Genomic DNA, 23,550 nt, shown 5'->3' with positions numbered 1-23,550 from the left:
AATTATAGCCGCAACCGCCCCCGCCCTGCGTCAGCTTGCTGTAATGTGCAGCCCAGCACACCAGACACTCACGGCACCATGACAGGCAACGCGCAGCACCCGCCCGAACAGGGCTTCATTCTGACCCGCCACTGGCGCGACACGCCCGCCGGCACGGAGGTCGATTTCTGGCTGGCAACGGACGCCGGGCCCCGCCACGTGCGCCTGCCCGTGCAGACGGCCGTCGCCTTTATCCCCATGGAGCAGCAGGAGCAAGCGCAACAGCTGCTGCGCGGCGAGCGCCATGCCGAACTGCGTCCCCTGTCGCTGTGCGATTTTCACCACCGTCCCGTGCTGGGCCTGTACTGCAAGCAATACCGGCATTTGCTGAAGCTGGAAAAGCAGTTGCGCGCGCACGGCATCGACGTGTACGAAGCGGACATCCGCCCGCCCGAGCGCTACCTGATGGAGCGTTTCATTACGGCGCCGGTAACGTTCATCGCGGAAACAGGGCAGGACGTGCAGCTGAAACCGGCGCCCGGCTACCGGCCAAGCTTGAAACTGGCCTCGCTCGATATCGAGACGACGGCCCATGGCGAGCTGTATTCGCTGGCCCTGGAAGGCTGCGGCCAGCGCCAGGTCTACATGCTGGGGCCGCAAAACGGCGGCGATGAGCTACTCGACTTCGACCTCGAATACTGCGACAGCCGCGCACAGATCCTCGAGCGCCTGAACACGTGGATGGAGCGGCACGATCCGGACGCCATCATCGGCTGGAACCTGGTGCAGTTCGACTTGCGCGTGCTGCGCGAACACGCTGAGCGCTACCAGGTACCGTTGAAACTGGGGCGCGGCGGCGCCGTGATGGAATGGCGCGAGCATGGCGGCAAGCAAGAGCATTACTTTGCCGCCGCCGCGGGACGCCTGATCATCGACGGCATCGAAGCCCTGCGCTCGGCAACGTGGAATTTTTCTTCGTTCAGCCTGGAAAACGTGGCGCAGACCTTGCTGGGTGAAGGCAAATCCATCGACAATCCCTACCAGCGCATGGCCGAGATCGACCGGCGGTTCCGCGAAGACAAGCCCGCGCTGGCCCGTTATAACCTCAAGGATTGCGAGCTGGTCACGCGCATCTTCGCCAAGACCGAGTTGCTGACCTTCCTGCTGGAGCGGGCCAGCGTGACGGGCCTGGCGGCCGACCGCAGCGGCGGCTCCGTGGCCGCCTTCGAACATTTGTATTTGCCGCTGATGCACCGGCAGGGTTATGTGGCGCCCAACCTGGGCGATATCTCGGGCGAAAACAGCCCCGGCGGCTTCGTCATGGATTCGCAGTCGGGCCTGTACGATTCCGTGCTGGTGCTCGACTATAAAAGCCTGTACCCGTCCATCATCCGCACTTTCCTGATCGACCCCGTGGGCCTGGTGGTGGGCACGGGCGGCGACGAGGCCGATACCGTGCCCGGCTACCGGGGCGCGCAGTTTTCACGCGTAAAACATTGCCTGCCCGCCATCGTGAAACAGGTGTGGCAAGGGCGCGAGACGGCCAAGCGCGAGCGCAACGCGCCCTTGTCGCAAGCGTTAAAGATCATCATGAACGCGTTTTACGGCGTGCTGGGGTCGAGCGGCTGCCGCTTCTTCGATCCGCGCCTGGCTTCGTCGATCACCTTGCGCGGCCACGACATCATGCACCGCACGCGCGAACTGATCACCGAACAGGGTTATCAGGTGATCTATGGCGACACGGATTCCACGTTTGTGTGGCTCAAAACAGCGCATACGGATGAAGAGGCGGGCAAGATCGGCCGCGCCCTGGTGGCGCATGTGAACGCCTGGTGGGACGCCCATCTGCGCGAAGAATTCGGCCTCGAGAATGCGCTGGAACTGGAATTCGAGACGCATTACCGGCGTTTCCTGATGCCCACCATCCGCGGCTCGGAAGAAGGCAGCAAGAAGCGCTACGCGGGCCTCGTCGGCAAGCCCGACGGCAGCGAACAGATGGTCTACAAGGGCCTGGAAACGGTGCGCAGCGACTGGACGCCGCTGGCGCAGCAATTCCAGCAAGCCTTGTACCTGCGCATCTTCCAGCGCGCCGCCTACCAGGACTATGTGCGCGACTACGTGGCGCGCACGGTGCGCGGCGAGTTCGACGCCTTATTGGTCTACCGCAAGAGATTGCGCCGCCCGCTCGACGATTACCAGCGCAACGTGCCGCCCCACGTGCGCGCGGCGCGCACGGCCGACGCCTACAACCTGGCGCAGGGACGGCCATTGCAATACCAGAACGGCGGCTGGATCAGCTATGTCATCACGGTGGCGGGGCCGGAACCGCTGGAAACGCAGCGCTCGCCCATCGACTACCAGCATTACCTGACGCGCCAGCTGCAGCCGGTGGCGGACGCCATCTTGCCCTTCCTCGGCGACGATTTTTCGCGCCTGGTCTCGGGACAACAGGATTTGTTTTAGATCAATTTTACTGACCTGCGCGGCCAAGCTGAGGTAATATCGGCGCCTGCCGGGCCAGTCCGCGGGCGCTGTGCGCCGGGGCAGCGTAAAATACGCCTTGGCGAAAGAATAAGAGCTGCATGAAGAAGAAGATGCCATTCCAGACGAGAATCATTCGCAAGAAGATTTTCCCCGCTGAAATGGCGCATAATTTCACACTATGTTGAACCAGCGGGCAGCAGCAACAGCCATCTGCCCTGCTAATTTTTGAATGAATTGACACCATGACCGAGATCACGTCCCTGAGAGACATCCCGCAAAAAAATATCTTCCGCAAGGGCGACACCTTTGTGCTGTTCGGCGAGCTGTTCGGCCGCGGCTATGTGAATGGCTTGCTGGACGAAGCGCGCAAGGCGGGCATGAATATCGTCGGCATGACGGTCGGCCGCCGCGATGAAAACATGGCGCTGCGCCCGCTGAACGCGGAAGAGCTGGCCGAAGCCGAAGCCAACCTGGGCGGCCGCATCATCAATGTGCCGCTGATGGCCGGTTTCGACCTCGACGCGCCCGCCGGCGAACCGACGCCGACGGCCCTGCTGGCCGACATGACCCTGAAAAGCTGGCAAGAAGACAAGCTGGACTGGGCGCAGATCGAACGCTGCCGCGAAGCCGGCATCGCCCGCTTCAGCGCGTCCGTGGCCAAAGCCATGGCCGAGCTGGATAGCCTGATTCCTGACGGCAGCAATGTGTATTTCGCCCACACCATGGCCGGCGGCATTCCAAAGGTCAAGGTCTTCCTGGCGATCGCCAACCGCATCTACAAAGGCCGCGGCGAGCGCTTCATGTCTTCGCGCGCCCTGCTCGACAGCGACCTGGGTAAATTGATCCTGATGAACTTCGACGAAGTCACGGCCAACACCCTGCAGCACCTGATCGACGGCAGCGCCGCCATCCGCGCCCGCATCGAGCAAACGGGCGGCCAGGTGCGCTACAGCGCCTACGGCTACCACGGCACCGAGATCTTGATCGACGGCAAATACCAGTGGCAAACCTACAGCAACTACACGCAAGGCCTGGCCAAGATGCGCCTGGAAAACGTGGCCAAGGCCGCGTGGGAAAAAGGCATCAAGGCGACCGTCTTCAATTGCCCGGAAATCCGCACGAATTCGTCCGACATTTTCGTCGGCGTGGAACTGTCGCTGTTCCCCCTGCTCGACGCGCTGAAAAAAGAAGGCGGCGCTGCCTGGGCCGAAGAACAGTGGAAAATCTGCCAGGGCTTGCTGGAAGACGGCGTGTCGCTGCAAGACTTGCTCGACCGTATCGCCGCCTACAACGGCGACGCCACCAGCGTGCAGTTCCGCAACTTCGCCGCCTGGCCGATGGACAACACGCCAGAGCTGGCCGACGTCATGATCGGCACCTCGGACGACATCACCAAGCTGCACAAGGACCGCAAGGAACTGATCACCGACCACCTGAGCTCGCTGGTGCTGGAAGGCACGGGCCCGCTGATGTTCCACACCATGTCGGAACCGCCAGCGCCCGTCATCTGGCTCAACCACGACATCATCGCGCGCCAGCTGAACTCGGTTCACAACTGAGCTTGAAACTGAGCTTGATGTAGCGCACACAACCGACGGCCCGGCTCATCCCCGGGCCGTCGGCGTTTCTGCGCGTGCTTTATGCGCGCACGATGGACACGCCGCCATCGGCTAGCAGCGCCGTGCCGGTGGTGAAGCTCGAGGCATCGGACGCCAGGTACAGCGCCGAGCGGGCGATCTCGTCCGGCGTAGCCAGGCGTTTTAACGCATGCAAGCCCGCCACGAAGGCCAGCGCTTCGGGTGTATTCGCCACTGCGCGCCCCATGGGCGTATCGGTGCCGCCCGGCAGCAGGGCATTCACGCGGATACCCGCCGTGCCATACTCGGCCGCCAGGGCCTTGGTCAAACCGATCACGCCCGCCTTGCTGGCCGCATACGCGGCCATGCCGGACATGCCCAGCGTATGACCGACAAAGGTCGAGGTAAAAATCAGCGAGCCGCCGCCGCGCGCCGCCATGGCGGGCAGCTGATATTTGGCGGCCAGGAAGGCGCTGGTGAGATTGGTGTCGACCGCCGCCCGCCAGTCTTCCAGGGCAACTTCCTGCGTGGGTCCCATGGGTCCCAGGGTGCCCGCATTATTGAAGGCGATATCGAGGCCGCCAAAGCGTTGCAGCGCCAGCGCCACGGCCGCTTGCGCGCATGCCGCGTCGGCCACATCGCCGGCACAGGCCACGGCTTGCGCGCCGCCGTCCGCCAGCTGCGCCACCAGCGCATCGAGTTCCTTCCGCCGCCGCGCCACCAGCACCAGCCGCGCGCCATGGCGGGCAAACAGCCGCGCCGCCGCATGGCCAATGCCCGAGCTGGCGCCCGTGATGATGGCGACCTTATTTTCCAGTTGTAACATTTGCTTCCCCTTCATGTGGTTAAAAGGGAAAAGATAGGCCGGCAAGCCCGGCGCGGCACTCCGCTTCTTGCGCTGGAATCGGCATCGTCACAGATTCTGCAGGCTTGGGCAAAACGCACGCCAAGCATAAAACTTGCCAGATTGTGACAAATCAGTGATAATGCGTCTCGCGTTGCCGGGATGGCGGAATAGGTAGACGCACGGGACTCAAAATCCCGCGCTGGAAACAGCGTGCCGGTTCGATTCCGGCTCCCGGCACCACAGAACACCTTAGTTGTACCTGATCAAACCCGCCCATCGCCAGATGCTGCGGGTTTTTTTATGTTTGTTTTTATGTAAACGTCTTGGCCGCGCCCGGTTTGTCGTTCAGCTCGTCGCAGGCCACGCTCCCTCGCTTGCTCGATCCCCTTATCCAAACGGCCGCACGCCAAACAGCACGCCGTGCAGCCAGAACGCCAGCAGCAGCCACAGTGCACAGCCCGCGGCTATGGCGATCAGGGTGCCTTGGACGGTGCCGCCCTGGTATGCCACGCCGGCCGCGCGGTCGCGCTGCACGGCGGAAACCAGATCCACCGACGACCAGACGAGGAAGCCGCCGAACAGCAGCACGTCGGCCACGTTGCCGTTGGCCAGCAGATGCGCGACGGCCCAGAGTTGCGTGCCGAGCAGCATGGGGTGGTGCACCAGGGTCTTGATGCGGTTGCGCGGCACATTGGCCGCCGCCAGCAAAATCAGCGAGAACAGCATCAGCAGGCCGCTGGCGTGGCGCAAGCCCATGGGCGGCGTCCACAGCACCTGCGGCTGCTGGCGCGCCAGGGCGTAACCCCAGATGATCAGGCCCAGGCCGGCAAACGCCACGAGCGAGTACAGCCCCTTCCAGCGCTTTTCGCCGAGGCGCGCCAGCTGGGCGCTGCGCCAGCCGTCGGCGACGATGCGTACCGAGTGCAAGCCCAGGAACAGCAGCAAACCGAGTATCAGCACCGTCATCTTATTCTCCCCCAGTCAATGCCCGCTATCGAGCATACGCGACGCCGTGGCCGGCGCCGTCCGCGCAGATCAACGTTCTTCGCGATAGTAGTCGCAGCCCTCGAACGTGGTGCGCAGCGCCTGCTGCAGCTGGGCGTAGCGCTCGGGCGTCAAGTTGAAACGCACGTCGATCTGGCCGTCGTCATCCATCTGCATGGCGGCCTCGGCATCCATCTGCACGGACAGGCGGTTCGGATGCAGGATCACGGCGTGCATGTGGCCATACCACGCAAATTCCTGGCCGCCATATTCAATATACGGTTCGTCCATGCCCGTGGCGACGTCCTGCTCGTCGTATTCATCGGCGCGCTGCAGCATCAAGTAGACGGGCTCACCTTTGCCCGCTGGCGCGGCCAGGGTGGTGATCAGGGCGTCGTCTTCATGGATGACGGACAACTCGGTGGCGGTAAATCCTGCGGACATGGCATGCTTTCAACAAATAAATGAATGACGCCACCATAGCGCAAAAGCGCCGCGCACGACATAGGGCGCGGCGAATAAAGCGTGCCGCCGCCGGCCGCGCTCGCCGCCTATAATGGCCATTCCATCCATATTGCACAGGAGACCGTCTTGACTGCCGCATCGCCCTACACCACCCGCCTGGCCATTCCCTCCATCGCCACCTATCAGCAGCTGCGCGTCGCCGCCGGGCTGAGCGCGAAAACCGCGGAGGCGGCGGCCAAGGGCTTGCCGAATTCCCTTTTTGCCGTGCAAGTGCTGCATGGCGACGAGGTCGTCGGCATGGGCAGGGTCATCGGCGATGGCGGCTGTTTTTACCAGGTCGTCGATATCGCCGTGCTGCCGGCCCACCAGGGCAAGGGCTTGGGCAAGCTGATCATGCGCGAAATCCGCCAGTTCATCGACAGCGACGTGCCGGAAAGCGCGTACGTCAGCCTGATCGCCGATGGCCAGGCGCAAGACCTGTATGCGCAGTTCGGTTTCAAGCATACGGCGCCCGCCTCCGTCGGCATGGCGCTGAAGCGCTAGGCGCCCGATGCCGGTCTGGCTGCTGTGCTGCATGGTGCTGGCGCTGCTGTTGAGCGCTGCCGCCTGGCGCGCCGAGCGCGCGCGGCAACGGCGCGGGCGCACGACACGCTGGCTGTGGCTGGCGGCCATCGCCGCGTCCGTCATCTTGCCCCTGGCGTGGCTGCCCGGCGTGCTGGCGGCCATGCCGTCGGAGCAGGCGCAGCTGAAACTGGGCTGGTTTGCCTTATCGAGCGGCATACTCTTGCTGCTGGCGCTACGCAGCATCTGGCTGCTGTCGCACCAGCGCCGCTGGCAGAAAACATCGCTGCTGGGCACGCCAGTGTACTTGAGCGGCGGCATCGGCCCCTGCGTGGCGGGGCTGCTGCGGCCCCGCATCGTGATGCCCGTCTGGCTGCAACTGATTCCTCCCCAACAACAAGCGCTGCTGCTGGCGCACGCACAATGCCGGCTGGCCGCGCGCGATCCGCAGTTGCTGGCCCTGGCCTACGGCTTGATCGTGATCATGCCGTGGAATGTGCCCCTGTGGTGGCAGCTGCACCGGCTGCGCTTTGCCATCGAGGTCGATTGCGATGCGCGCATGCTGGCACGCGGCCACGCGCTGCGCGACTATGCCTTCGTCCTGCGCCGGCACGGCCAGTATTATTCGGGCTTGACGGGCGCCTCGCCCATCGTGCTGAACGATCCGCTGACGCTGCGCCGGCGGCGCCATCTGATGGCCAGATTTACCCGGGACCGGGCGGCGAACTTGCTATAGTAGCGGCAACGCCGCGCGGCACGCCCGCGATCCCGGCTCCCCCCTTCGAAATCAGAGAGATACCATGCTTTACCTGCTTGCCATCGTGATCGTCATCGCCCTGCTGTACTACGTCTTCAGCGGCCGCACGCCCGTCAAACCGCTGCACAAACCGCTCGTGTCCGTGCGCCAGTACGTGCCGGCGATCCCTGCGGGCGCACCGGCGCACCACTGGAGCGACGAGGGGCGCTTTGCGTCGGAAGTGGAAAACGAAGCGATGTACCAGCCCGCCATCGCCAGGCTGACCGGCGAACACGGCCCCGGCAACGCGGAAGAAAAATGCCTGGCCCTGCTCGTCTGCGACGATGCCAACCCGTTCCAGGACAAGGCCATCGCCGTCTTCATCGACGGCCTGCTGGTGGGCTACCTGTCGCACAACGACGCCCTGCGCCTGCGCCGCAACCTGGGCCGCATGGATCTGGTAGGCCAGCTGACCTCGTGCGACGCCGTCATCCGCGGCGGCGGCCTGTGGAACGGCAAGCGCCTGTCGTACGCCGTCTGGCTGGACTTGCAGCCGTACAACTAATGATCGCTATAGCGCGCGCGCCAGCCTGACGGCCCGCGTGGCAATAAAGCTGGGCAGGAATTTTTCAATTTCAAAGCGCGGGTGGGGATGCATTTCCTCGTGGTAACCGGCCAGCACGAAGCCCGCCGCCAGCTGGCCGCCGATCTGGCTGTCCAGGCCGTGGCCGAACACCAGCGCCTCGCCCTTTTCCATGCGCGCCGCCAGCGCATCGGCATCCATATCCTCCACATCCGAATACGGCAGCACGAAACGTGGCCGTATCAAGCCCTGCTGTGCCCATTGCGGATCGCGGTCGCCGATGAAGACGGCCGGGTTGAAGAAACTGCTCAGCAGCACGCCGCCATCGGCCAGCACGCGCGCGCATTCGCGCCACACGGGGGCGATATCGGGCACGTACTGGTTCGACACGGGGTGGATGATGACATCGAAGCTGGCGTCGGCAAAGCAGGCCAGATCGCGCATATCGCCCTGGACGGTGGCCAGTTGCAAGCCGTCGCGTTCGGCCACCATGCGGTCTTGCGCCAGTTGCTGTTCAGACAGATCGAAGACGGTGACGTGCGCGCCGGCGGCAGCCAGCACGGGCGCCTGCTGCCCGCCGGCACCGGCCAGGCACAGGATGCGCTTGCCGCGCACCTCGCCCAGCCAGCCGGCTGGCAAGGGACCGGGCGTCAGATGGATTTGCCACTGCCCGGCACGGGCCGCGGCGATGGTGGCGCTATCGACGGGTTGCGACCACGGGCTGTTCCGTGCAGCCTGGGCATCCCAGGCTTGCTGATTGTGCTGCAAGAAGTTGTTACCGTTATTACCTAAAGGCATCGTCATCCTTTCAGAAAAACAGGACGCGAATGTAGCATGACTCCAGGCAAGGCGCCGAGAATTGAACTCCCGCCACGGCCAGCGTTGTTGCGTCACACAAGGAAGTGCCGGACAGATGGCGCCGGCGCCGATGCAGACCACTGGAAGGGCAAGGAGTTCAAGGCCATTATGGCTGGTGGCGGCCCCCGCATTTTGATGCACATCAAACAGCTCGCAATCTCCTGGCTATCGCCTTGCGAAAGGCCCTCGCCCGTGTTTTTTTGACCCACGTCAAGCCCCGCATAAGAAAACCGCCCGCCGGCACGGCAATGCTGGACTTGCCCGTGTTGCCGTTCTAGCCTTGTTGCCACCCTGACTAGCGAATGACACCATGGCTTACAAATCCATCCTCGTCCACGCCGACCTGTCGCGCCATGCGCCGCAGCGCGTCGCCATCGCGGCGCGGCTGGCGCACACGCACCAGGCGCACCTGATCGGCGCCGCCATGACGGGCGTGTCGCGCTTTACCCTGGAAAACAACCGCGGCATGCGCGGCGGCGCCGTGGCGGCGCAAATTACCGCCCTGCACGGACAGGCGGAGCAGGCGCTGGACCAGTTTGAAACGCTGGCGCGCCAGGCGGGCGCCGTTTCGCTCGAGCGGCGCCTGATCGAAGACGACGAGGATGGCGGCCTGGCCGTCAGCGCCCGCTACAGCGACTTGACGGTGCTCAGCCAGCACGACGCCAGCGAAGCGCTGCCCGGCGCCATGAGCGACCTGGTGCCCTACGTCATGCTGAACGCGGCCCGTCCCGTGCTGATCGTGCCGCGCAGCGGTCAATTCGCGCAAGTGGACAACACCGTGGTGGTGGCCTGGGATGGCAGCATGGAAGCGACGCGCGCCATCGGCCACGCCCTGCCCCTGCTGCGCGCGGCGCGCCTGGTGGTACTGACCCTGCTGCACCCGCCGGCCGGCCACGCGCAGCCGGCCCGCCATCCGGGCGCCGACATCGCCGCCTATCTGAGCCGCCATGGCGTGCCCGTCGAGGTGCGCCCCGCCGTCACCACGGGCGACGTCGGCGCGGCGCTGCTGGCCATGACGGCCGAAGTGCATGCGGACCTGCTGGTCATGGGCGGCTACGGCCACGCCCGCTTCCGCGAAATCCTGCTGGGCGGCGTGACGGAAACGGTGCTGCGCCAGATGACCTTGCCCGTGCTGATGGCGCACTGAGGTCCCGCGCGCCACGTTCTGTTGCACAATGGCTATACTTGCCTGATTTTCCATATCAAGGCAATGTAGATGAAGCAACAAATGATCAATTGGGGCAGCAGCCTGGCGCCGTTCGGCAGTGAACTGCTGTGGACCGCCCTGCCATCGATGCTGCTGTATGGCATGCTCGGCTTTGTGCTGGCGCTCGGCATCTGCTACCAGCTGGCCAGAAAATGCCTGCTCGTGCGCCGTCCGCGCGCCTGGCATGTGGCCGCCAAGCTCAGCTATGTGTTGATCCTGCTCGCACTGCCGCTCCTCGGCGGCGGGTTTGGCGCCGTGCACAGCGCACACCGCATGGTCAACCAGGCCCTCGAGCGCGACCTGCAGCCGGTGGTCGAAGCACAGATGCCGGCGCTGCGCGTCTACCTGGAGCAGCAGGTCAAGCTGATCGCCCCGGGCCAGCCCATCAGCGTGCGCAGCCTGCTCGAGCCCTTCGTGCAAGGCATGTATTACCAGCCCACGTCCAGCAGCTACTGGGAACGCAGCAAGGCGCGCTGGATCAATGAATTCATCCTGCGCCGCGGCAGCGTGCTGCTGACCCAAGTGCTGCAGGAACAGCTGATCGCCAGGGTCGGCCTGCTCGGCGAAGCGCTCAAGGGCGCCAACTTCCGTGGCCAGGCGACGGGCGAGCTGGCCGCGCTGGGCACCGACCTGGCCGTGCGCCTGACCACCGACGTGGCGCGCCAGGCCGACTTCAGCAAACTCGACAAGTCAGTGCCGATGATTTTCATCGACGCCATCAAGCGCCAGGCCGGCGCGTATTTCAATTCGCTCAAGATCACGCTGGCCCTGTTCGCGTTGGTCGCGCTGCTGCTGGTATGGGGCGAGATCATGCTGTACCGCCACTATTACCGGCGCCGCCATCCGGCCGCCACGGCCCTGCCCGTGCCACCGACGTAAAAAAGCCGCCCCTCCTTGCGGATGGGGCGGCTTTTCATGTGCAGCTAACGCTTAGACCTTACGCTGGGCCACTGCGTCGACCACGCACAAGGCCGTCATGTTGACGATGCGGCGCACGGTGGCCGATGGCGTCAGAATGTGCACGGGCTTGGCGCAGCCGAGCAGGATCGGACCCACGGCGATGCCGTTGCCGGCCGCCGTCTTGACCAGGTTGTAGGCGATGTTGGCCGATTCGATGTTCGGCATGACGAGCAGGTTGGCGTCGTTCTTCAGTGCCGAATTCGGCATGATTTTTTGACGCAGCTTGCTGTCGAGGGCCGTATCGCCGTGCATTTCGCCGTCGATTTCCAGGTCCGGCGCGCGTTCCTTGACGATGGCCAGGGCGGCGCGCATCTTTTGCGCCGAGGCGCTGTCGCTGGAACCGAAGTTCGAGTGCGACAACAGGGCCGCGCGCGGCGACAGGCCGAAACGGGTCATCTCTTCGGCGGCCATGATGGTGATTTCGGCCAGCTGCTCGGCGTCCGGGTTTTCATTGACGTGCGTGTCGACCATCACCAGCTGGCGCTCCGGCATGATCAAGACGTTCATGGCGGCATACACGTTGCTGCCGGCGCGCTTGCCCAGCACCTGGTCGATGTATTTCAGGTGCAGCTGGGTGGTGCCGAAGGTGCCGCAGATCATGCCGTCGGCATCGCCCTTGTGGATCATCATCGAACCGATCAGGGTGTGGCGGCGGCGCATTTCCAGCTTCGCGTATTCCTCGGTGACGCCCTTGCGGCTGGTCATCGCGTAGTACGTGTTCCAGTAATCGCGATAGCGTTCGTCGAAGTCCGGGTTGATGACGTCGAAATCGACGCCTTGCTTGAGACGCAGGCCGAACTTCTGGATGCGCGCTTCGAGCACGGGCGGACGGCCCACCAGGATGGGACGCGCCAGTTTTTCATCGACCACCACTTGCACGGCGCGCAGCACGCGCTCTTCTTCGCCTTCGGCGTAGACGATGCGCTTGAGTTCGGCCGGCGTGGATTTGGCCATCAGGAACAGCGGCTTCATGAAGGTGCCGCTGCGGTAGACGAATTGCTGCAGGCTGTCCGCGTACGCCTGCAAGTCCTTGATCGGACGCGTGGCGACGCCGGAATCCTCGGCCGCCTTGGCCACGGCCGGCGCGATCTTGATCAGCAAACGCGGATCGAAGGGCATCGGGATCAGGTATTCAGGGCCGAACGACAGGTTGCTGATGCCGTAGGTGGTGGCGACGATGTCCGACTGCTCGGCGTGCGCCAGGTCGGCGATCGCGTGCACGACGGCGATTTCCATCTCGCGCGTGATGGTGGTGGCGCCGCAATCGAGGGCGCCGCGGAAGATGTAGGGGAAGCACAGCACGTTGTTGACCTGGTTCGGATAGTCCGAACGGCCCGTGGCGATGATGGCGTCGCTGCGCACGGCCTTGACTTCTTCCGGCAGGATTTCAGGGTTCGGGTTGGCCAGCGCCAGGATCAGCGGGTTCGGCGCCATCTTGCGCACCATGTCCTGTTTCAGCACGCCGGCGGCGGAAACGCCGAGGAAGATGTCGGCGTCCGGGATGACTTCGCCCAGGGTGCGCAGCGGCGTGTCTTGCGCGAAGCGTTCCTTGTCCGGATCCATCAGTTCCGCGCGGCCCTTGTAGACGACGCCGGCCAGATCGGTGACGTAGATGTTTTTCAGGGGGAAGCCCAGGTCGACGATCAGGTCCAGGCAGGCCAGCGCCGCGGCGCCCGCGCCCGACACGACCAGCTTGCAGTCCTCGATCTTCTTGCCGACGGCTTTCAGGCCGTTCAGGATGGCCGCGCCGACGATGATGGCGGTGCCGTGCTGGTCGTCATGGAAGACGGGAATCTTCATGCGGTCGCGCAGCTGGCGCTCGATGTAGAAGCACTCGGGCGCCTTGATGTCTTCCAGGTTCACGCCGCCGAAGGTCGGTTCCAGCGACGCGATGATGTCGACCAGTTTATCGGGATCCGATTCATTGATTTCGATGTCGAAGACGTCGATGCCGGCGAATTTCTTGAACAGCACGCCCTTGCCTTCCATCACCGGCTTGGCGGCCAGCGGGCCGATATTGCCCAGTCCCAGCACGGCCGTGCCGTTGGTGATGACGGCCACCAGGTTGCCGCGCGCCGTGTATTTATAGGCATTCGCCGGATCGATGACGATTTCTTCGCACGGTGCCGCCACGCCTGGCGAGTAGGCCAGTGCCAGGTCGCGCTGGTTGGTCAGTTGTTTGGTCGGCGTCACGCTGATTTTGCCGGGGCGCGGGCACTCGTGATACTCGAGTGCGGCCAAGCGCAATTGTTGACGCAATTCTTCTTTTTTATCAGATGACGAATCCATGCTGTGCTGCCTTCCTGTTTGGTCGATCGGGTGTTCCGGATTTTATCAGACCGATTCTTTCAATTAGCTAGGTATTTTCCGCTAGCCACAGTCTGATATCACGAAAACGCATAACCTAGCATTGTAAGGCCGTCCGGCGGCACAAACGTCCTCAACAGGAAAAACTATCAAATTTTATATTTCAATTAGTTTTTGTGATCAGTCGCCGGGAGCACGCCACAGCGGCAGCGCGGCGACGGCGCGCTCGAGATCGTCCATGTCGTCGCCGCCCAGGCTGGTGTCGAATGGGGCGGACAGGATGCGGCGCATCAGCGCCAGGCGCGTCGTCGCTTGCTCCTCGTCGATGAAGCGCGTCGTCTCCGCGCAATACTGCGCGCGGCGCAGGGCATCGGCGCCGTCATCGTCGCCGTCGGGATAATAATGGCGGCCGATGTGCTGCAGCGACTGCAGCAGGAATTCGATCTCGCGCAGGATGCGCAGCGCATCCTCGCCGGACAGCACGATGCGGCGGTTGGCGGGCAGCAGGGACGGCGGCGCGGCGCGCTTATTCGAAATTGTCATCGATCAGGAAGCCGTAATCGTCATCGATCAGCATTTGCAGATACGCGTCGAAGCTGTCGGCGATGACCTGGTAGTTGTCGGGATCGTGCAGGAAGCGCACGACCTGCCCCACCTTGCCCGATGCCGTGGGCGTGAAATCGACATACAGGCGCGAGGAGCCGCCATTGTTCATGCAATGCGAAAAACACAGGCGCTGGCCCTGTTGGATGCCCGCGTCGATGCGGGCGTCGACGATGTCGGGGTCGTCGTCCAGGTAATGGCCGTAGATATCGGCGATGCTGCGCTGGTTCGCTTGCCGGTCTTCCAGGATCTGTTCGACGGAACTCAGGTAATACGGATACTCGAACACGTCCGAGCCCAGCATGTACACCAGCACCATGCCGCCCGCATACTCCTGGTAATACGTGCCGTTGTACTGGCCCAGCAGGCGCAGCAGGCTGTCCGGGCACAGCGGATAGGCCTGGCGCAAACTGTCCAGTTGCGCCGCGCTGGCGCCGCTGGCCAGCGCCAGCTCCGCCAGCGGCTCCGGCGGCATGGCCTGGTGCAAGCCGGTTAAATAGTGGTCGACGATATCCATGCGTGGCGGGCTCCTGAATTGACGGGTCGGCGCAATATAGCAGTTCAGGATACGCGTCCGGCGCACGCTAGCGCGCACCGGCCAGCCGCGCCCCCGGCGCGAAGCGCACGGCGATCAGCAGCAACAGCACCACGCCGCCCGCCATCACAATCCACGCCTGAGCCAGGCTGGACGAATGCTGGCGGATCAGGCCGGCGATGAAGGGCATGCTGCTGGCGATGATGTAGCCGCCGCCTTGGACGAAGCCCAGCAAGGCGCCGGCGCCCGCCGGGTCACGCACGTGGTCCATGCTGACGATCAGCGACAGGGGAAACAGCGCGCCGATGCCGCAGCCGAGCAGGATCACGGCGGGAATGGCCAGCTGCGCGGGCGCCACGATCAGGCAAGCCAGGCCGGCCAGCACGGCCAGCAAGACCGACAATAACAGGATGCGGCGGTCGGGGAAGCGGTGGATGATGCTGGAAATCACCAGTCCCGCCAGCACTTCCACCAGGGTCAGGCCACCGAGCAGCAAGCCGCTGTCGGCCGCGCTCCAGCCCAGTTCCGTATAAAACGGCGGCAGCCAGGCCAGCACCAGCGTGTACGCCCCCGTGCCGATGCCAAAGAACACCATCAGCAGCCAGGCGCGGCGGCTGCCCACGGGCAGGCTGGCGCCCGCGCCGCCGGTCACCTCCACGCGCGAGGCGGCGGCGCGGCGCCACAGCAGCGCGGCGGCCACGGCGGGCAGCGCCCACAGGGCCAGCAGCGCTTGCCAGCCCCAGCTTTGCGCCAGCGGTGAGGCGGACGCGGCGGCAATGGCCGCGCCGCCCATGATGCCCGTCGTATAAAAGCCCATCAACTGGCCCGCCCGTTCGGGGAAATGGCGCTTGATGAAAGCCGGCAGCAGCGCCTGCACCAGCGCGATGCCCAGGCCGCCCAGGGCCGCCGTGGCGATCAGGCCGCCGCTGCCGTGCAAGGGCCAGCGCAAGGCGCAGGCGGCAGCGATGATGGCGATGCCCAGCGAAATACCGCGCGCCACGCCCAAGCGGCGCTGCAGCTGGGCGCCCGCCAGCGCGCACACGCCCATGGCGAACACGGGCACGGTGGTCAGCAAGCCCGCGTCGGCATTGCTGAGGCCCGTGCTGGCCTGGATGCTGTCGAGCAAGGGACCGATGGCGGCCAGGATGGGCCGCAAATTCAGGCCCAGCAGGATGATGGCGGCCACCAGCAGGGCGGACGAGGGCAGCGGGGAAGATACGGGGCGTTCAACAGGCATGGCAGAGTTGTCCTTGCCTCGCAGGGAGGCACATGGTTTAATGCGTGACATAATCACTTGATGAAAAGTATCTTAACACAAAGATAGAAATCTATCTTGATGTCGAGATACATGCCTACACCATGACGGATACCCCGCAAGAACACACGCGCGCGCAATTTGCCGCCGCACAATGGCAGCGCGAACTGCCGCAGATGGATACGCGCGCCATGCAGCTGGTGGGACAGCTGGGCACGGTGGCGCAGTTGATGGCGCGCGACTGGCTCAATCCCCTGTTCGCCGAACACGGCTTGCAGCCGGGCGAATTCGACGTGCTGGCGACATTGCGCCGCTCGGGCGCGCCGTATGCGCTGACGCCGACGGCCCTGTACGAGGCGGCCATGCTGTCCTCGGGCGGCATGACCAACCGCATCGACCGGCTGGAAGCGGCCGGCCTGATCGAACGCCAGAAGCACCCGACGGACCGGCGCGGCGTGCTGGTGGCCCTCACGCCCCAGGGACTGGCCTTGATTGAAAAGCTGGTGCTGCTGCACGTGGAAAACGAGCGCGCCATGCTGTCGGCCTTGAGCGCGGACGAGCAGCGCCAGCTCGACCAGTTGCTGGCCAAGCTGCTGCAAGGCATGGCACAGGCGAAGAAGAGCTAAGCAGCGAGCAGCTGCGCCAGCTCGCGCAGCGCTGCATTGCCGCGCCGGGCCAGGCGCCGCAGGTCGGCGGGATCGCGGCTGTCGTACAGGGCCTGGACATGGCCCACGCTGGCCGCGCGCAAGTCGATATCGCTGTCGCGGTCCGCAAGCTGGGCGTCGGCCACGTGCCCCTCGACCAGGGTCAGATAATAATGGCGGGGCTTGCCGCGCAAATTGGCGGCAAACTGCAGCACCAGGCCGCTGTCGAACAGCAGGGCGCCGCTGCGGCCGCCCTGTTCCAGCAGCACGCGAAACGCGGGCAAGGGCTGCCGCGCCGCGCGCAGGAAACCGGCCAGGTGCACCTGGTAACCGAGGTCCAGGCCATTCGCGCCCAGCTGGCCGCGCTGCAGATACGCCTTGAACGACGCCTGCACGGGCCGCTTGCCCCTGCGGAACAGGCGCTCATCCTCGTACAGGCACAGCTGACCACCGTCGCAGATGGCGTCGAAGCCGCGCGCCACCAGCTCCTGCGCCTCGAAGGTGGCCAGGCCAACGGCTTGCGGGTCGCGCAGCCAGCCGTGGTCGAGCCAGGATTGCAGTAAGTCGTGAATATCGGAAAGGGGCATGGCAAGTTGCTCGGCAGTGACAAAGGCCTGTATTGTAGGCCAGCCTATAATAGCCGGGCCACACCATCACTCAACGAACAGACCACGCCATGGCCCCACACGACGCGCTTTCCGAATTCGACCTGATCAAACACTATTTCGTGCGCCAGCGCCCCGGCCGCGCCACCCTGGGCATCGGCGACGATTGCGCGCTGATGACGCCAGCGGCCGGCAAGCAGATCGCCATCTCGTCGGACATGCTGGTCGAGGACCGGCACTTCTTTGCCGGCGCCGACGCCCGCATGCTCGGCCACAAAAGCCTGGCCGTGAACCTGTCCGACCTGGCCGCCATGGGCGCGCGCCCCGTGGCATTCACGTTGGCCCTGGCGCTGCCGCAAGCGGAACGCGCCTGGCTGGCCGGCTTTGCCGAAGGCCTGTTCGCGCTGGCCGACACCTTTGATTGCGAACTCATCGGCGGCGACACCACCAAGGGTCCGCTGAATATCTGCATCACCGTGTTCGGCGAACTGGCGCCGGGCCAGGCCCTGCGCCGCAGCGCGGCCGTGGCGGGCGACGACATCTGGGTCAGCGGCACCCTGGGCGACGCGCGCCTGGCGCTGGCCGGCTACCGCATGGAACAGGAATTGTCGCCAGCCGACCTGGCCACTGCAGGCGCACGCATGCACACACCGACGCCGCGCGTGGCGCTCGGTTGCGCGCTGGCCGAAGCGGGCCTCGCGCATGCCGCCATCGACATTTCGGACGGCCTGGTCGGCGACCTCGGTCACATCTTGAAAACGTCGCGGGTGGGCGCCACCCTGGACGTCGACGCCCTGCCGGCCGGCCCCGTGCTGGCGCGGCAGGAAACAGGCCTGCGCCGCCGCTACACGGCCGCCGGCGGCGACGACTATGAACTGTGCTTCACGGCGCCCGCATCGTCGCGCGACGCCATCGCCGCACTGGCGATCAGCTGCGGCACGCCCGCCACGCGCGTGGGCCGCATCGAGACGCAAGCAGGCTTGCGGCTGGTGGATGCGGCCGGACAGCCGCTGGATTTACAACTAAGCTCGTTCGACCACTTCAGCGACTGAGCTAGCGCACCGCCACGCGCGCCAGCCCCGGCTGGTTCACCATCCAGTAGTGCTGGAAGGCCAGGCGGATGTTGTCGCGCAGCTGGGTGTCGTCCCACGGCTTCGTATAAAAACGGTAGATGGCGCCCCGGTTGATCGAGTCGAGCACCGCTTCCAGGCCCGTGTAGCCGGACAGGATGATGCGGATGGTTTCCGGGTACAGCTCTTTTACTTTGCTGAGGAATTCCGTGCCGCTCATGCTGGGCATGCGCTGGTCGCAGACGATGACGTGCACCCGGTGCAGGGCCAGCATTTCAAACCCTTCGGCCGGCGTGCTGGCCGTGAGGATCTGGTAGCCCTCGGGACGGAACAGGCGGTGCAGCGACGACAGCACGTTGACGTCGTCGTCGACGATGAGCAGGGTTTGCGCCGGCTGGGCGGCCGGGTCGTGGCCGGGCGGCAGGCCGGCGCCCGCGGCGATCATCTGCCCCAGTTCCAGCGCCGGCAGGGCGCGGCTGAAATAAAAGCCCTGGATCTCGTCGCAGCGGTTGCGCCGCAGGTATTCGAGCTGCGGGCGCGATTCCACGCCCTCGGCCACCACGCTCAGTTTCAGGCTGTGCGCCATGCTGACGATGGCCAGCGCGATGGCCGCGTCGTTCGGGTTGCTGGTGATGTTGCGCACGAAGGCGATGTCGATTTTCAGCTTGTCGATGGGGAAGCGCTGCAGATACGCGAGGCTCGAGTAACCGGTGCCGAAATCGTCGATGGCCACCTTCACGCCGATCTTCTTCAATTTTCCCAGCACGACGATGGTGCGCTCGGCGTTCGACATCAGCGCCGTTTCCGTCAGTTCCAGTTCCAGCAGCTCGGGCGCCACGTTGTGCCGTGTCAGCGCGCGCGTCACTTCGCCTTCCAGGTCGCCTTCGGCAAACTGGCGGCTCGACACGTTCACGGCCACGTGCACGGGGCCCACTTCGCTGTCGCGCCACTCGGCGATCTGGCGGCAGGCGGCCTGGATCACCCAGGCGCCCACGCGCACGATCAGGCCCGTGTCTTCCAGCACGGGCACGAATTCGGCCGGCGCCACCAGGCCGTAGCCGGGGCGGCGCCAGCGCAGCAGCGCTTCCACGCCGCTGATGCGGCCCGTGCGCAAATCCACCTTCGGCTGGTAATACAGGATGAACTGCTCGTGTTCGAGCGCATGGCGCAGCGCCAGTTCCAGGTCCAGGCGCGCCAGCACCTGCACGTTCATGCCGGCCGTGAAAAAGCGGTAGCCGTCGCGGCCCGCCTGCTTGGCGCCGCCCATGGCCGTATTCGCGTATTTGATCAGCGTTTCCGGGTCGGTGGCGTCGTCCGGATACATGGCGATGCCGATGCTGGCCGTCAGGGTGGCCGCGTGGCCGCGCAAGTCGAACGGCGCGCGCAGGGCTTCGCGCACCTGGTTGGCCACGGCCACGGCTTCCTGCTGGTTGCGGCTCATGGTCAGTATCAGCGCGAATTCGTCGTTGCCCAGACGCCCCACCGTGTCGCGCAGGCGCACGCATTCGACCAGGCGGTTGCTGAACTGGCGCAGCAGTTCGTCGCCCAGCGCCGCGCCCAGGGTGTCGTTGATGCTTTTAAAACGGTCCAGCGCGATGAACAGCACCACGATGCGCCAGCTTTTTTCCTGCGCCAGTTCGACGGCCTGGGCCAGGGTCTGGTAGAACAGGCTGCGGTTCGGCAGCCCCGTCAAGCCATCGTAATGGGCCAGGTGCTTCAGGCGCTCCTGCGCCTGGCGCCGCTCGCTGATGTCGCGCGCCACGGCGATCAGCAGCAGGCCGCCCGCAGCCTGCCCGCCCATCACGGGCGCCTGCGCATACCAGTGCCAGCCCAGCTCCACGGGTATCAGGCTCAGGTCGCGCCGCACCAGTTCGCATTCCGTCACTTCCGTGGCCAGGTGGGCCGGGCCGCCCGGCAGCGCGGCCAGCGGCGGGGCCGGCGGCGACGGCAGCAGGCTGCCGGGCGCCAGCGCCAGCAGTTCGGCGCGCGCATAGCCGAGCAGGCGGCACGCGCCGTCGTTGACGTCGACCAGGGTCATGCCCAGCACGTCGACGAGGAAGATGGCGTCCGTGGTGGCGTCCATGGCGCCGCGAAAGCGCTGCAGTTCGGCCGTGCGCTGGCTCACCGTGCGTTCGAGCAAGGTGTTGTAGTGGCGCGCGGCGCGGTGCAGCAGCCGCACCTCAAGCATGTTGCGGATGCGCGTGAGCACTTCGAGCGCGTCGAAGGGCTTGCTGATGAAGTCGCGCGCGCCCGCTTCCAGCGCCGCCAGCTTGGCGTCCGGGTCGGCGGCGATCACCAGCACGGACAGATAGCCTTCCCGCTCCAGCGGACGCAAGGCATCCATCACCTCATAGCCGCTCATGCCGGGCATCACCAGGTCGAGGATGATCAGGTCGAACTGGTGCCGCTGGTGCAGGCCGGCCACGGCGCGCGCGTCGAGGGTGCTGCTGATGGCCGTGTATCCGCCGCTTTGCAGCAAATGCTCGAGCAGGCGCAAATTGACGTCCTGGTCGTCGACGATGAGAATTTTCGCCGCATAGATATCGGCCTGGCTGATCATGGCGCGCCTGTTCCCTTCTGCCGGCGCTGCTGCGCCACATAGGCCAGGGTGCTGTTGATCGCCTCGGTAAATTCATCGAGGTTGATCGGCTTGGTCAGGTAGCGGTAAAAGCCCAGCGCCATGCTGCGCTCGACGTCGCCCGGCATGGCGTTGGCCGTCAGGGCGATGACGGGAATGTGCGCCGTGCGGGGATCGGCGCGCAGCAGCTTCAGCGCTTCCGTGCCGTTCACGTGCGGCAGATTGATGTCCATCAGGATCAGCTGCGGCAGGTGCGTGCGCGCCATTTCCACCCCCAGGCGGCCATCCGTGGCCGTCAGCAGCTGCAATTGCGGGCAGTAGCGGACGATTTCCTCGACCAGGGTCAGGTTGGCGGGATTGTCTTCCACGTACAGCAAGGTCACGGGGGCGCTGTGATCGAGCAGCGCCCCGGCCAGGTCGGGCCGCGGCAAGGCCAGCAGGTCGGGTGCGGGCAAGGCGTCGACCACGCGCAGCTCGATCCAGAAGGTGCTGCCCTCGCCGGGCGCGCTGCTCACGCCGATGCTGCCATCCATCAGCTCCACCAGGCGCTTGGTGACCACCAGGCCGATGCCGCTGCCTTCTTCCGTGCCGCCCTCCTGCCCCAGCCGGTTGAAGGGCTGGAACAGCAGCGCCACCTGTTCGCCGTCCAGGCCCACGCCCGTATCGCGCACGCTGATGCGCACCCGTCCGTCCGCCTGCGGCGCGCAATCGATGGCCACCTGCCCCTGCTCGCGGTTGTACTTGAGCGCATTCGACAGCAGGTTCAACAGAATCTGCTTGAGGCGCGTGCGGTCGGCCAGCACGTTCAGGGGGCAAGCGTCGGGAAAGGTCATGCCGATGCCGCGCTGGCTGGCCAGCGGCGCGATCATGTCGCGGCACTCCTGCAAGATGGCGTCCAGGCCCACCGGTTCGAGCGACAGGCTGACGGTGCCCGATTCCACCTTCGCCAGGTCGAGGATTTCATTGATCAAGGTCAGCAGGTGGCGCCCCGATTTCAGGATATGCCCGGCGAACTCCTTCTTTTGCTCCAGGGTCGACGGCAGGCGGTCGGAACTGAGGATTTGCGCGAAGCCCAGGATGGCGTTGAGCGGCGTGCGCAATTCATGGCTCATCGACGACAAAAACGCCGACTTGGCATAGTTGGCGCTGCGCGCCTCTTCCATCGCCATGGCCAGTTCGCCATTCGTCATTTCCAGCTGCATCGTGCGCTCGTGCACGCGTACTTCCAGCTCCTGATTCAGGCGCATGACTTCCTGCTGCGCCTGGGTGCGCTGCTCGCCCTCGCGCGCCAGCTCGCCGTTCGAGCGCTCCAGCGCCTGCGTGCGCAGCTCGATCTCGGCCAGCATCTTGTTGAAGGAATCGACCAGCTGCGCCACCTCGTCGACGCTGAGCTTGCGCGCGCGGCGCGAGTAGTCGCCCGTCTCGATCACTTCGCGCGCCACGTCGGCGATGTCGAGGATGGGCTGCGTGATGACGAAATCGAGGCGGCGCAGCAGCAGCAAGGCCACCAGCAGCGCCAGCACCGTCACGCCCAGCGCGATGGCCAGGTAATCGGCCGTGCGGCCTGCCAGTTCGTAATCGGCGCGCAGATACACGGTGCCCAGCAGCTCGCCATTGTCGACGATGGGCTTGAACAATTCGACGGATTTGCCTGCGATGCTGACGCCTTCCTTGCCCGCCTTCGCCGGCAGCTCGCCCAAGCGTTCATTCGCGCGGTAGCTGGCAAACAGGCTGCCGTCGGCCTTGTACAGGGCGCCGGCCGTCACGCGCGGGCGGATGCGCATCAGATTGAGGTTTTCCAGCGCCAGGCGCTCGTCGTCGAAGGCCAGCGCGGCCGAACTCATGTGCCCGAGCAGTTCGGCCTGGGTACTGATGTCGGCCACCAGGTTGCGGTGGTAGGCGCGCAAGTCATAGGCGACGATGGTGCCCAGCGAAATGACGAGCGCCACCAGGGTGGTCAGCAAGACCACCGACATCAGCTTGTGGCGGATGGAACGCAGTCGTATCATCTAGGCGCCTCCCGTCTGCACGCGGTAGGCGGCCAGCAGCATGCGCGCGCTGATGCGGATATGCGCCTGCGCCACGGGTTTCAGCGCCACGTCGAAGCGCACCTTGTCTTCGGCCATCACAAAATTGATCATGCTGCCCATCGCGTAGACCTCATCCGAATCGGACACCGTCAGCAACGCCAGGCCACGGCTGGCGGCCAGCATTTCCTGCAGCGCCATTTTATCCAGCGCGCCCAGGTACAGCACGTGCAGTCCGGCCAGCGCGTCGCCGCGGCGCACTTTTTTCACCTGCACGGCGCGGCCGTTGACGCTGTGCCCGGCCACGCTCTGTTCGAGCTGCTCGGCCAGCGCATCGGCGCCCGCCACGCCGATCACCAGCGGGGAGTCGGGCCGGGCAAAGCTGCCGTCGGGCCACTCGACATAGCCGGCAAACTTGTACAGATATCCGGCCTTGACCTGGCGTTCCAGCTCCCCCGGCACCTGCGCCCGCGCATCGGCGCATAGCACGCCCAGGAGCAGCATTAGCCAGCCCCAGCGCAGGGAGCGGCGAGCAGCGCCGCGCACAGGGCGGCGCAGGGGGCCAGGATGACGCCACCAGGTCCAGTTCAGAATTGCCATGACAACCGAGTAAAGATAATGCATATGAAGGCGCGGCACCATGCCGCCTGCCTGTTCGAGCGATGCGCACCAGGGTGGCGCAGCG

General features: G+C 65.2%; 21 protein-coding genes and 1 tRNA gene. 10 read left to right on the top strand and 12 right to left on the bottom strand.

The window, feature by feature from the left end; translation table 11 throughout:
* Positions 1-78 precede the first annotated feature (78 nt).
* Together AC1Q6X_RS14365 and AC1Q6X_RS14360 are read left to right on the top strand one after the other, a co-directional pair.
* A complete protein-coding gene (locus AC1Q6X_RS14365; protein WP_492497642.1) occupies positions 79-2,442 on the top strand; it encodes a DNA polymerase II in 2,364 nt (787 codons plus the stop codon).
* 263 nt (positions 2,443-2,705) lie between these two features.
* Positions 2,706-4,022: an enoyl ACP reductase FabMG family protein gene (locus tag AC1Q6X_RS14360; RefSeq protein WP_070224195.1), complete on the top strand. Its 1,317-nt coding sequence runs from the start codon at positions 2,706-2,708 to the stop codon at positions 4,020-4,022.
* 79 nt (positions 4,023-4,101) lie between these two features.
* Here AC1Q6X_RS14360 and AC1Q6X_RS14355 read toward each other — a convergent pair whose 3' ends face one another.
* The gene (locus AC1Q6X_RS14355) at positions 4,102-4,866 is read right to left on the bottom strand and encodes an SDR family oxidoreductase (RefSeq protein ID WP_230501913.1); all 765 of its coding nucleotides are present in this window, start codon (positions 4,864-4,866) and stop codon (positions 4,102-4,104) included.
* Between the two features lie 174 nt (positions 4,867-5,040).
* On the opposite strand from AC1Q6X_RS14355, the gene AC1Q6X_RS14350 reads away from it, so the two are divergent.
* Positions 5,041-5,127: transfer RNA gene (locus AC1Q6X_RS14350), tRNA-Leu, on the top strand.
* Positions 5,128-5,274: 147 nt separating this feature from the next.
* Here the strand turns inward: AC1Q6X_RS14350 and AC1Q6X_RS14345 are convergent.
* Together AC1Q6X_RS14345 and AC1Q6X_RS14340 are read right to left on the bottom strand one after the other, a co-directional pair.
* Entirely contained in the window at positions 5,275-5,853 is a 579-nt protein-coding gene (locus AC1Q6X_RS14345) for an NnrU family protein (protein WP_230501911.1), read from the bottom strand.
* Between the two features lie 69 nt (positions 5,854-5,922).
* Positions 5,923-6,315, bottom strand: coding sequence for an Imm10 family immunity protein (locus tag AC1Q6X_RS14340; protein ID WP_070290944.1), 393 nt, complete (start codon positions 6,313-6,315; stop codon positions 5,923-5,925).
* Between the two features lie 147 nt (positions 6,316-6,462).
* Here AC1Q6X_RS14340 and AC1Q6X_RS14335 point away from each other — a divergent pair, with 147 nt between their 5' ends.
* The 3 genes from AC1Q6X_RS14335 (at position 6,463) to AC1Q6X_RS14325 (ending at position 8,198) form a co-directional block, all read left to right on the top strand.
* Positions 6,463-6,879: a GNAT family N-acetyltransferase gene (locus tag AC1Q6X_RS14335; protein ID WP_070220730.1), complete on the top strand. Its 417-nt coding sequence runs from the start codon at positions 6,463-6,465 to the stop codon at positions 6,877-6,879.
* A gap of 7 nt (positions 6,880-6,886) precedes the next feature.
* Positions 6,887-7,633: a M56 family metallopeptidase gene (locus tag AC1Q6X_RS14330; protein WP_492497641.1), complete on the top strand. Its 747-nt coding sequence runs from the start codon at positions 6,887-6,889 to the stop codon at positions 7,631-7,633.
* 64 nt (positions 7,634-7,697) lie between these two features.
* Positions 7,698-8,198 (top strand): hypothetical protein, encoded by a 501-nt coding sequence (locus AC1Q6X_RS14325; RefSeq protein ID WP_492497640.1) that lies wholly within the window; start codon positions 7,698-7,700, stop codon positions 8,196-8,198.
* Between the two features lie 6 nt (positions 8,199-8,204).
* On the opposite strand, the gene AC1Q6X_RS14320 is transcribed toward AC1Q6X_RS14325, so the two are convergent.
* Complete coding sequence (locus tag AC1Q6X_RS14320; protein ID WP_070290941.1) at positions 8,205-9,020, bottom strand: class I SAM-dependent methyltransferase; 816 nt, start codon at positions 9,018-9,020, stop codon at positions 8,205-8,207.
* 364 nt (positions 9,021-9,384) lie between these two features.
* Between AC1Q6X_RS14320 and AC1Q6X_RS14315 the strand changes: the two genes are divergently transcribed.
* Entirely contained in the window at positions 9,385-10,221 is an 837-nt protein-coding gene (locus tag AC1Q6X_RS14315; protein WP_492497639.1) for a universal stress protein, read from the top strand.
* 69 nt (positions 10,222-10,290) lie between these two features.
* Complete coding sequence (locus AC1Q6X_RS14310; RefSeq protein WP_492497638.1) at positions 10,291-11,160, top strand: hypothetical protein; 870 nt, start codon at positions 10,291-10,293, stop codon at positions 11,158-11,160.
* A 51-nt stretch (positions 11,161-11,211) separates the two neighbouring features.
* Here the strand turns inward: AC1Q6X_RS14310 and AC1Q6X_RS14305 are convergent, their stop codons facing one another.
* From AC1Q6X_RS14305 to AC1Q6X_RS14290, 4 genes are all read right to left on the bottom strand, one after another.
* Positions 11,212-13,530 (bottom strand): NADP-dependent malic enzyme, encoded by a 2,319-nt coding sequence (locus AC1Q6X_RS14305; protein ID WP_070220307.1) that lies wholly within the window; start codon positions 13,528-13,530, stop codon positions 11,212-11,214.
* 198 nt (positions 13,531-13,728) lie between these two features.
* Positions 13,729-14,091 carry a hypothetical protein gene (locus AC1Q6X_RS14300; protein ID WP_218069308.1) on the bottom strand — a complete coding sequence of 121 codons (363 nt, stop codon included), beginning with the start codon at positions 14,089-14,091 and terminating at the stop codon, positions 13,729-13,731.
* Positions 14,075-14,668 carry an SMI1/KNR4 family protein gene (locus AC1Q6X_RS14295; RefSeq protein ID WP_492497637.1) on the bottom strand — a complete coding sequence of 198 codons (594 nt, stop codon included), beginning with the start codon at positions 14,666-14,668 and terminating at the stop codon, positions 14,075-14,077. The genes AC1Q6X_RS14300 and AC1Q6X_RS14295 overlap by 17 nt, the downstream gene beginning before the upstream one ends.
* 67 nt (positions 14,669-14,735) lie before the next feature.
* A complete protein-coding gene (locus AC1Q6X_RS14290) occupies positions 14,736-15,923 on the bottom strand; it encodes an MFS transporter (protein WP_492497636.1) in 1,188 nt (395 codons plus the stop codon).
* Between the two features lie 122 nt (positions 15,924-16,045).
* Between AC1Q6X_RS14290 and AC1Q6X_RS14285 the strand changes: the two genes are divergently transcribed.
* Positions 16,046-16,567, top strand: a complete 522-nt coding sequence (locus AC1Q6X_RS14285; RefSeq protein ID WP_492497635.1) for a MarR family winged helix-turn-helix transcriptional regulator — start codon at positions 16,046-16,048, stop codon at positions 16,565-16,567.
* Here the strand turns inward: AC1Q6X_RS14285 and AC1Q6X_RS14280 are convergent.
* Positions 16,564-17,172 carry a hypothetical protein gene (locus tag AC1Q6X_RS14280; RefSeq protein WP_121670538.1) on the bottom strand — a complete coding sequence of 203 codons (609 nt, stop codon included), beginning with the start codon at positions 17,170-17,172 and terminating at the stop codon, positions 16,564-16,566. The two genes, AC1Q6X_RS14285 and AC1Q6X_RS14280, sit on opposite strands and share 4 nt — an antisense overlap.
* 89 nt (positions 17,173-17,261) lie before the next feature.
* On the opposite strand from AC1Q6X_RS14280, the gene thiL reads away from it, so the two are divergent.
* Entirely contained in the window at positions 17,262-18,242 is a 981-nt protein-coding gene (gene thiL, locus AC1Q6X_RS14275; RefSeq protein ID WP_492497634.1) for a thiamine-phosphate kinase, read from the top strand.
* A gap of 1 nt (position 18,243) precedes the next feature.
* Here thiL and AC1Q6X_RS14270 read toward each other — a convergent pair whose 3' ends face one another.
* From AC1Q6X_RS14270 to AC1Q6X_RS14260, 3 genes are read right to left on the bottom strand one after another with little or no spacing between them, the layout of a single operon-like run.
* Positions 18,244-20,820, bottom strand: coding sequence for an EAL domain-containing protein (locus AC1Q6X_RS14270; RefSeq protein WP_492497633.1), 2,577 nt, complete (start codon positions 20,818-20,820; stop codon positions 18,244-18,246).
* A complete protein-coding gene (locus tag AC1Q6X_RS14265) occupies positions 20,817-22,847 on the bottom strand; it encodes a sensor histidine kinase, YfiR-like protein-associated (protein WP_070220315.1) in 2,031 nt (676 codons plus the stop codon). Before AC1Q6X_RS14265 ends, AC1Q6X_RS14270 begins: the two co-directional genes overlap by 4 nt.
* Entirely contained in the window at positions 22,848-23,465 is a 618-nt protein-coding gene (locus AC1Q6X_RS14260) for a TOL_0243 family YfiR-like periplasmic protein (RefSeq protein ID WP_162995783.1), read from the bottom strand.
* Positions 23,466-23,550: the final 85 nt, after the last annotated feature.

Source organism: Janthinobacterium sp. GW823-FHT06H09, from assembly GCF_058794735.1.
Note: the sequence above shows the minus strand (reverse complement) of the source record. Positions and strands in the feature narration are given on the sequence as shown.

Bases quoted from the DNA above. Each gene is read 5' to 3' on its own strand.
- AC1Q6X_RS14365 (WP_492497642.1), top strand. From the start codon at position 79: ATGACAGGCAACGCGCAGCACCCGCCCGAACAGGGCTTCATTCTGACC.
- AC1Q6X_RS14360 (WP_070224195.1), top strand. From the start codon at position 2,706: ATGACCGAGATCACGTCCCTGAGAGACATCCCGCAAAAAAATATCTTC.
- AC1Q6X_RS14355 (WP_230501913.1), bottom strand. From the start codon at position 4,866: ATGTTACAACTGGAAAATAAGGTCGCCATCATCACGGGCGCCAGCTCG.
- AC1Q6X_RS14345 (WP_230501911.1), bottom strand. From the start codon at position 5,853: ATGACGGTGCTGATACTCGGTTTGCTGCTGTTCCTGGGCTTGCACTCG.
- AC1Q6X_RS14340 (WP_070290944.1), bottom strand. From the start codon at position 6,315: ATGTCCGCAGGATTTACCGCCACCGAGTTGTCCGTCATCCATGAAGAC.
- AC1Q6X_RS14330 (WP_492497641.1), top strand. From the start codon at position 6,887: ATGCCGGTCTGGCTGCTGTGCTGCATGGTGCTGGCGCTGCTGTTGAGC.
- AC1Q6X_RS14325 (WP_492497640.1), top strand. From the start codon at position 7,698: ATGCTTTACCTGCTTGCCATCGTGATCGTCATCGCCCTGCTGTACTAC.
- AC1Q6X_RS14320 (WP_070290941.1), bottom strand. From the start codon at position 9,020: ATGACGATGCCTTTAGGTAATAACGGTAACAACTTCTTGCAGCACAAT.
- AC1Q6X_RS14315 (WP_492497639.1), top strand. From the start codon at position 9,385: ATGGCTTACAAATCCATCCTCGTCCACGCCGACCTGTCGCGCCATGCG.
- AC1Q6X_RS14310 (WP_492497638.1), top strand. From the start codon at position 10,291: ATGAAGCAACAAATGATCAATTGGGGCAGCAGCCTGGCGCCGTTCGGC.
- AC1Q6X_RS14305 (WP_070220307.1), bottom strand. From the start codon at position 13,530: ATGGATTCGTCATCTGATAAAAAAGAAGAATTGCGTCAACAATTGCGC.
- AC1Q6X_RS14300 (WP_218069308.1), bottom strand. From the start codon at position 14,091: ATGACAATTTCGAATAAGCGCGCCGCGCCGCCGTCCCTGCTGCCCGCC.
- AC1Q6X_RS14295 (WP_492497637.1), bottom strand. From the start codon at position 14,668: ATGGATATCGTCGACCACTATTTAACCGGCTTGCACCAGGCCATGCCG.
- AC1Q6X_RS14290 (WP_492497636.1), bottom strand. From the start codon at position 15,923: ATGCCTGTTGAACGCCCCGTATCTTCCCCGCTGCCCTCGTCCGCCCTG.
- AC1Q6X_RS14285 (WP_492497635.1), top strand. From the start codon at position 16,046: ATGACGGATACCCCGCAAGAACACACGCGCGCGCAATTTGCCGCCGCA.
- AC1Q6X_RS14280 (WP_121670538.1), bottom strand. From the start codon at position 17,172: ATGCCCCTTTCCGATATTCACGACTTACTGCAATCCTGGCTCGACCAC.
- thiL (WP_492497634.1), top strand. From the start codon at position 17,262: ATGGCCCCACACGACGCGCTTTCCGAATTCGACCTGATCAAACACTAT.
- AC1Q6X_RS14270 (WP_492497633.1), bottom strand. From the start codon at position 20,820: ATGATCAGCCAGGCCGATATCTATGCGGCGAAAATTCTCATCGTCGAC.
- AC1Q6X_RS14265 (WP_070220315.1), bottom strand. From the start codon at position 22,847: ATGATACGACTGCGTTCCATCCGCCACAAGCTGATGTCGGTGGTCTTG.
- AC1Q6X_RS14260 (WP_162995783.1), bottom strand. From the start codon at position 23,465: ATGGCAATTCTGAACTGGACCTGGTGGCGTCATCCTGGCCCCCTGCGC.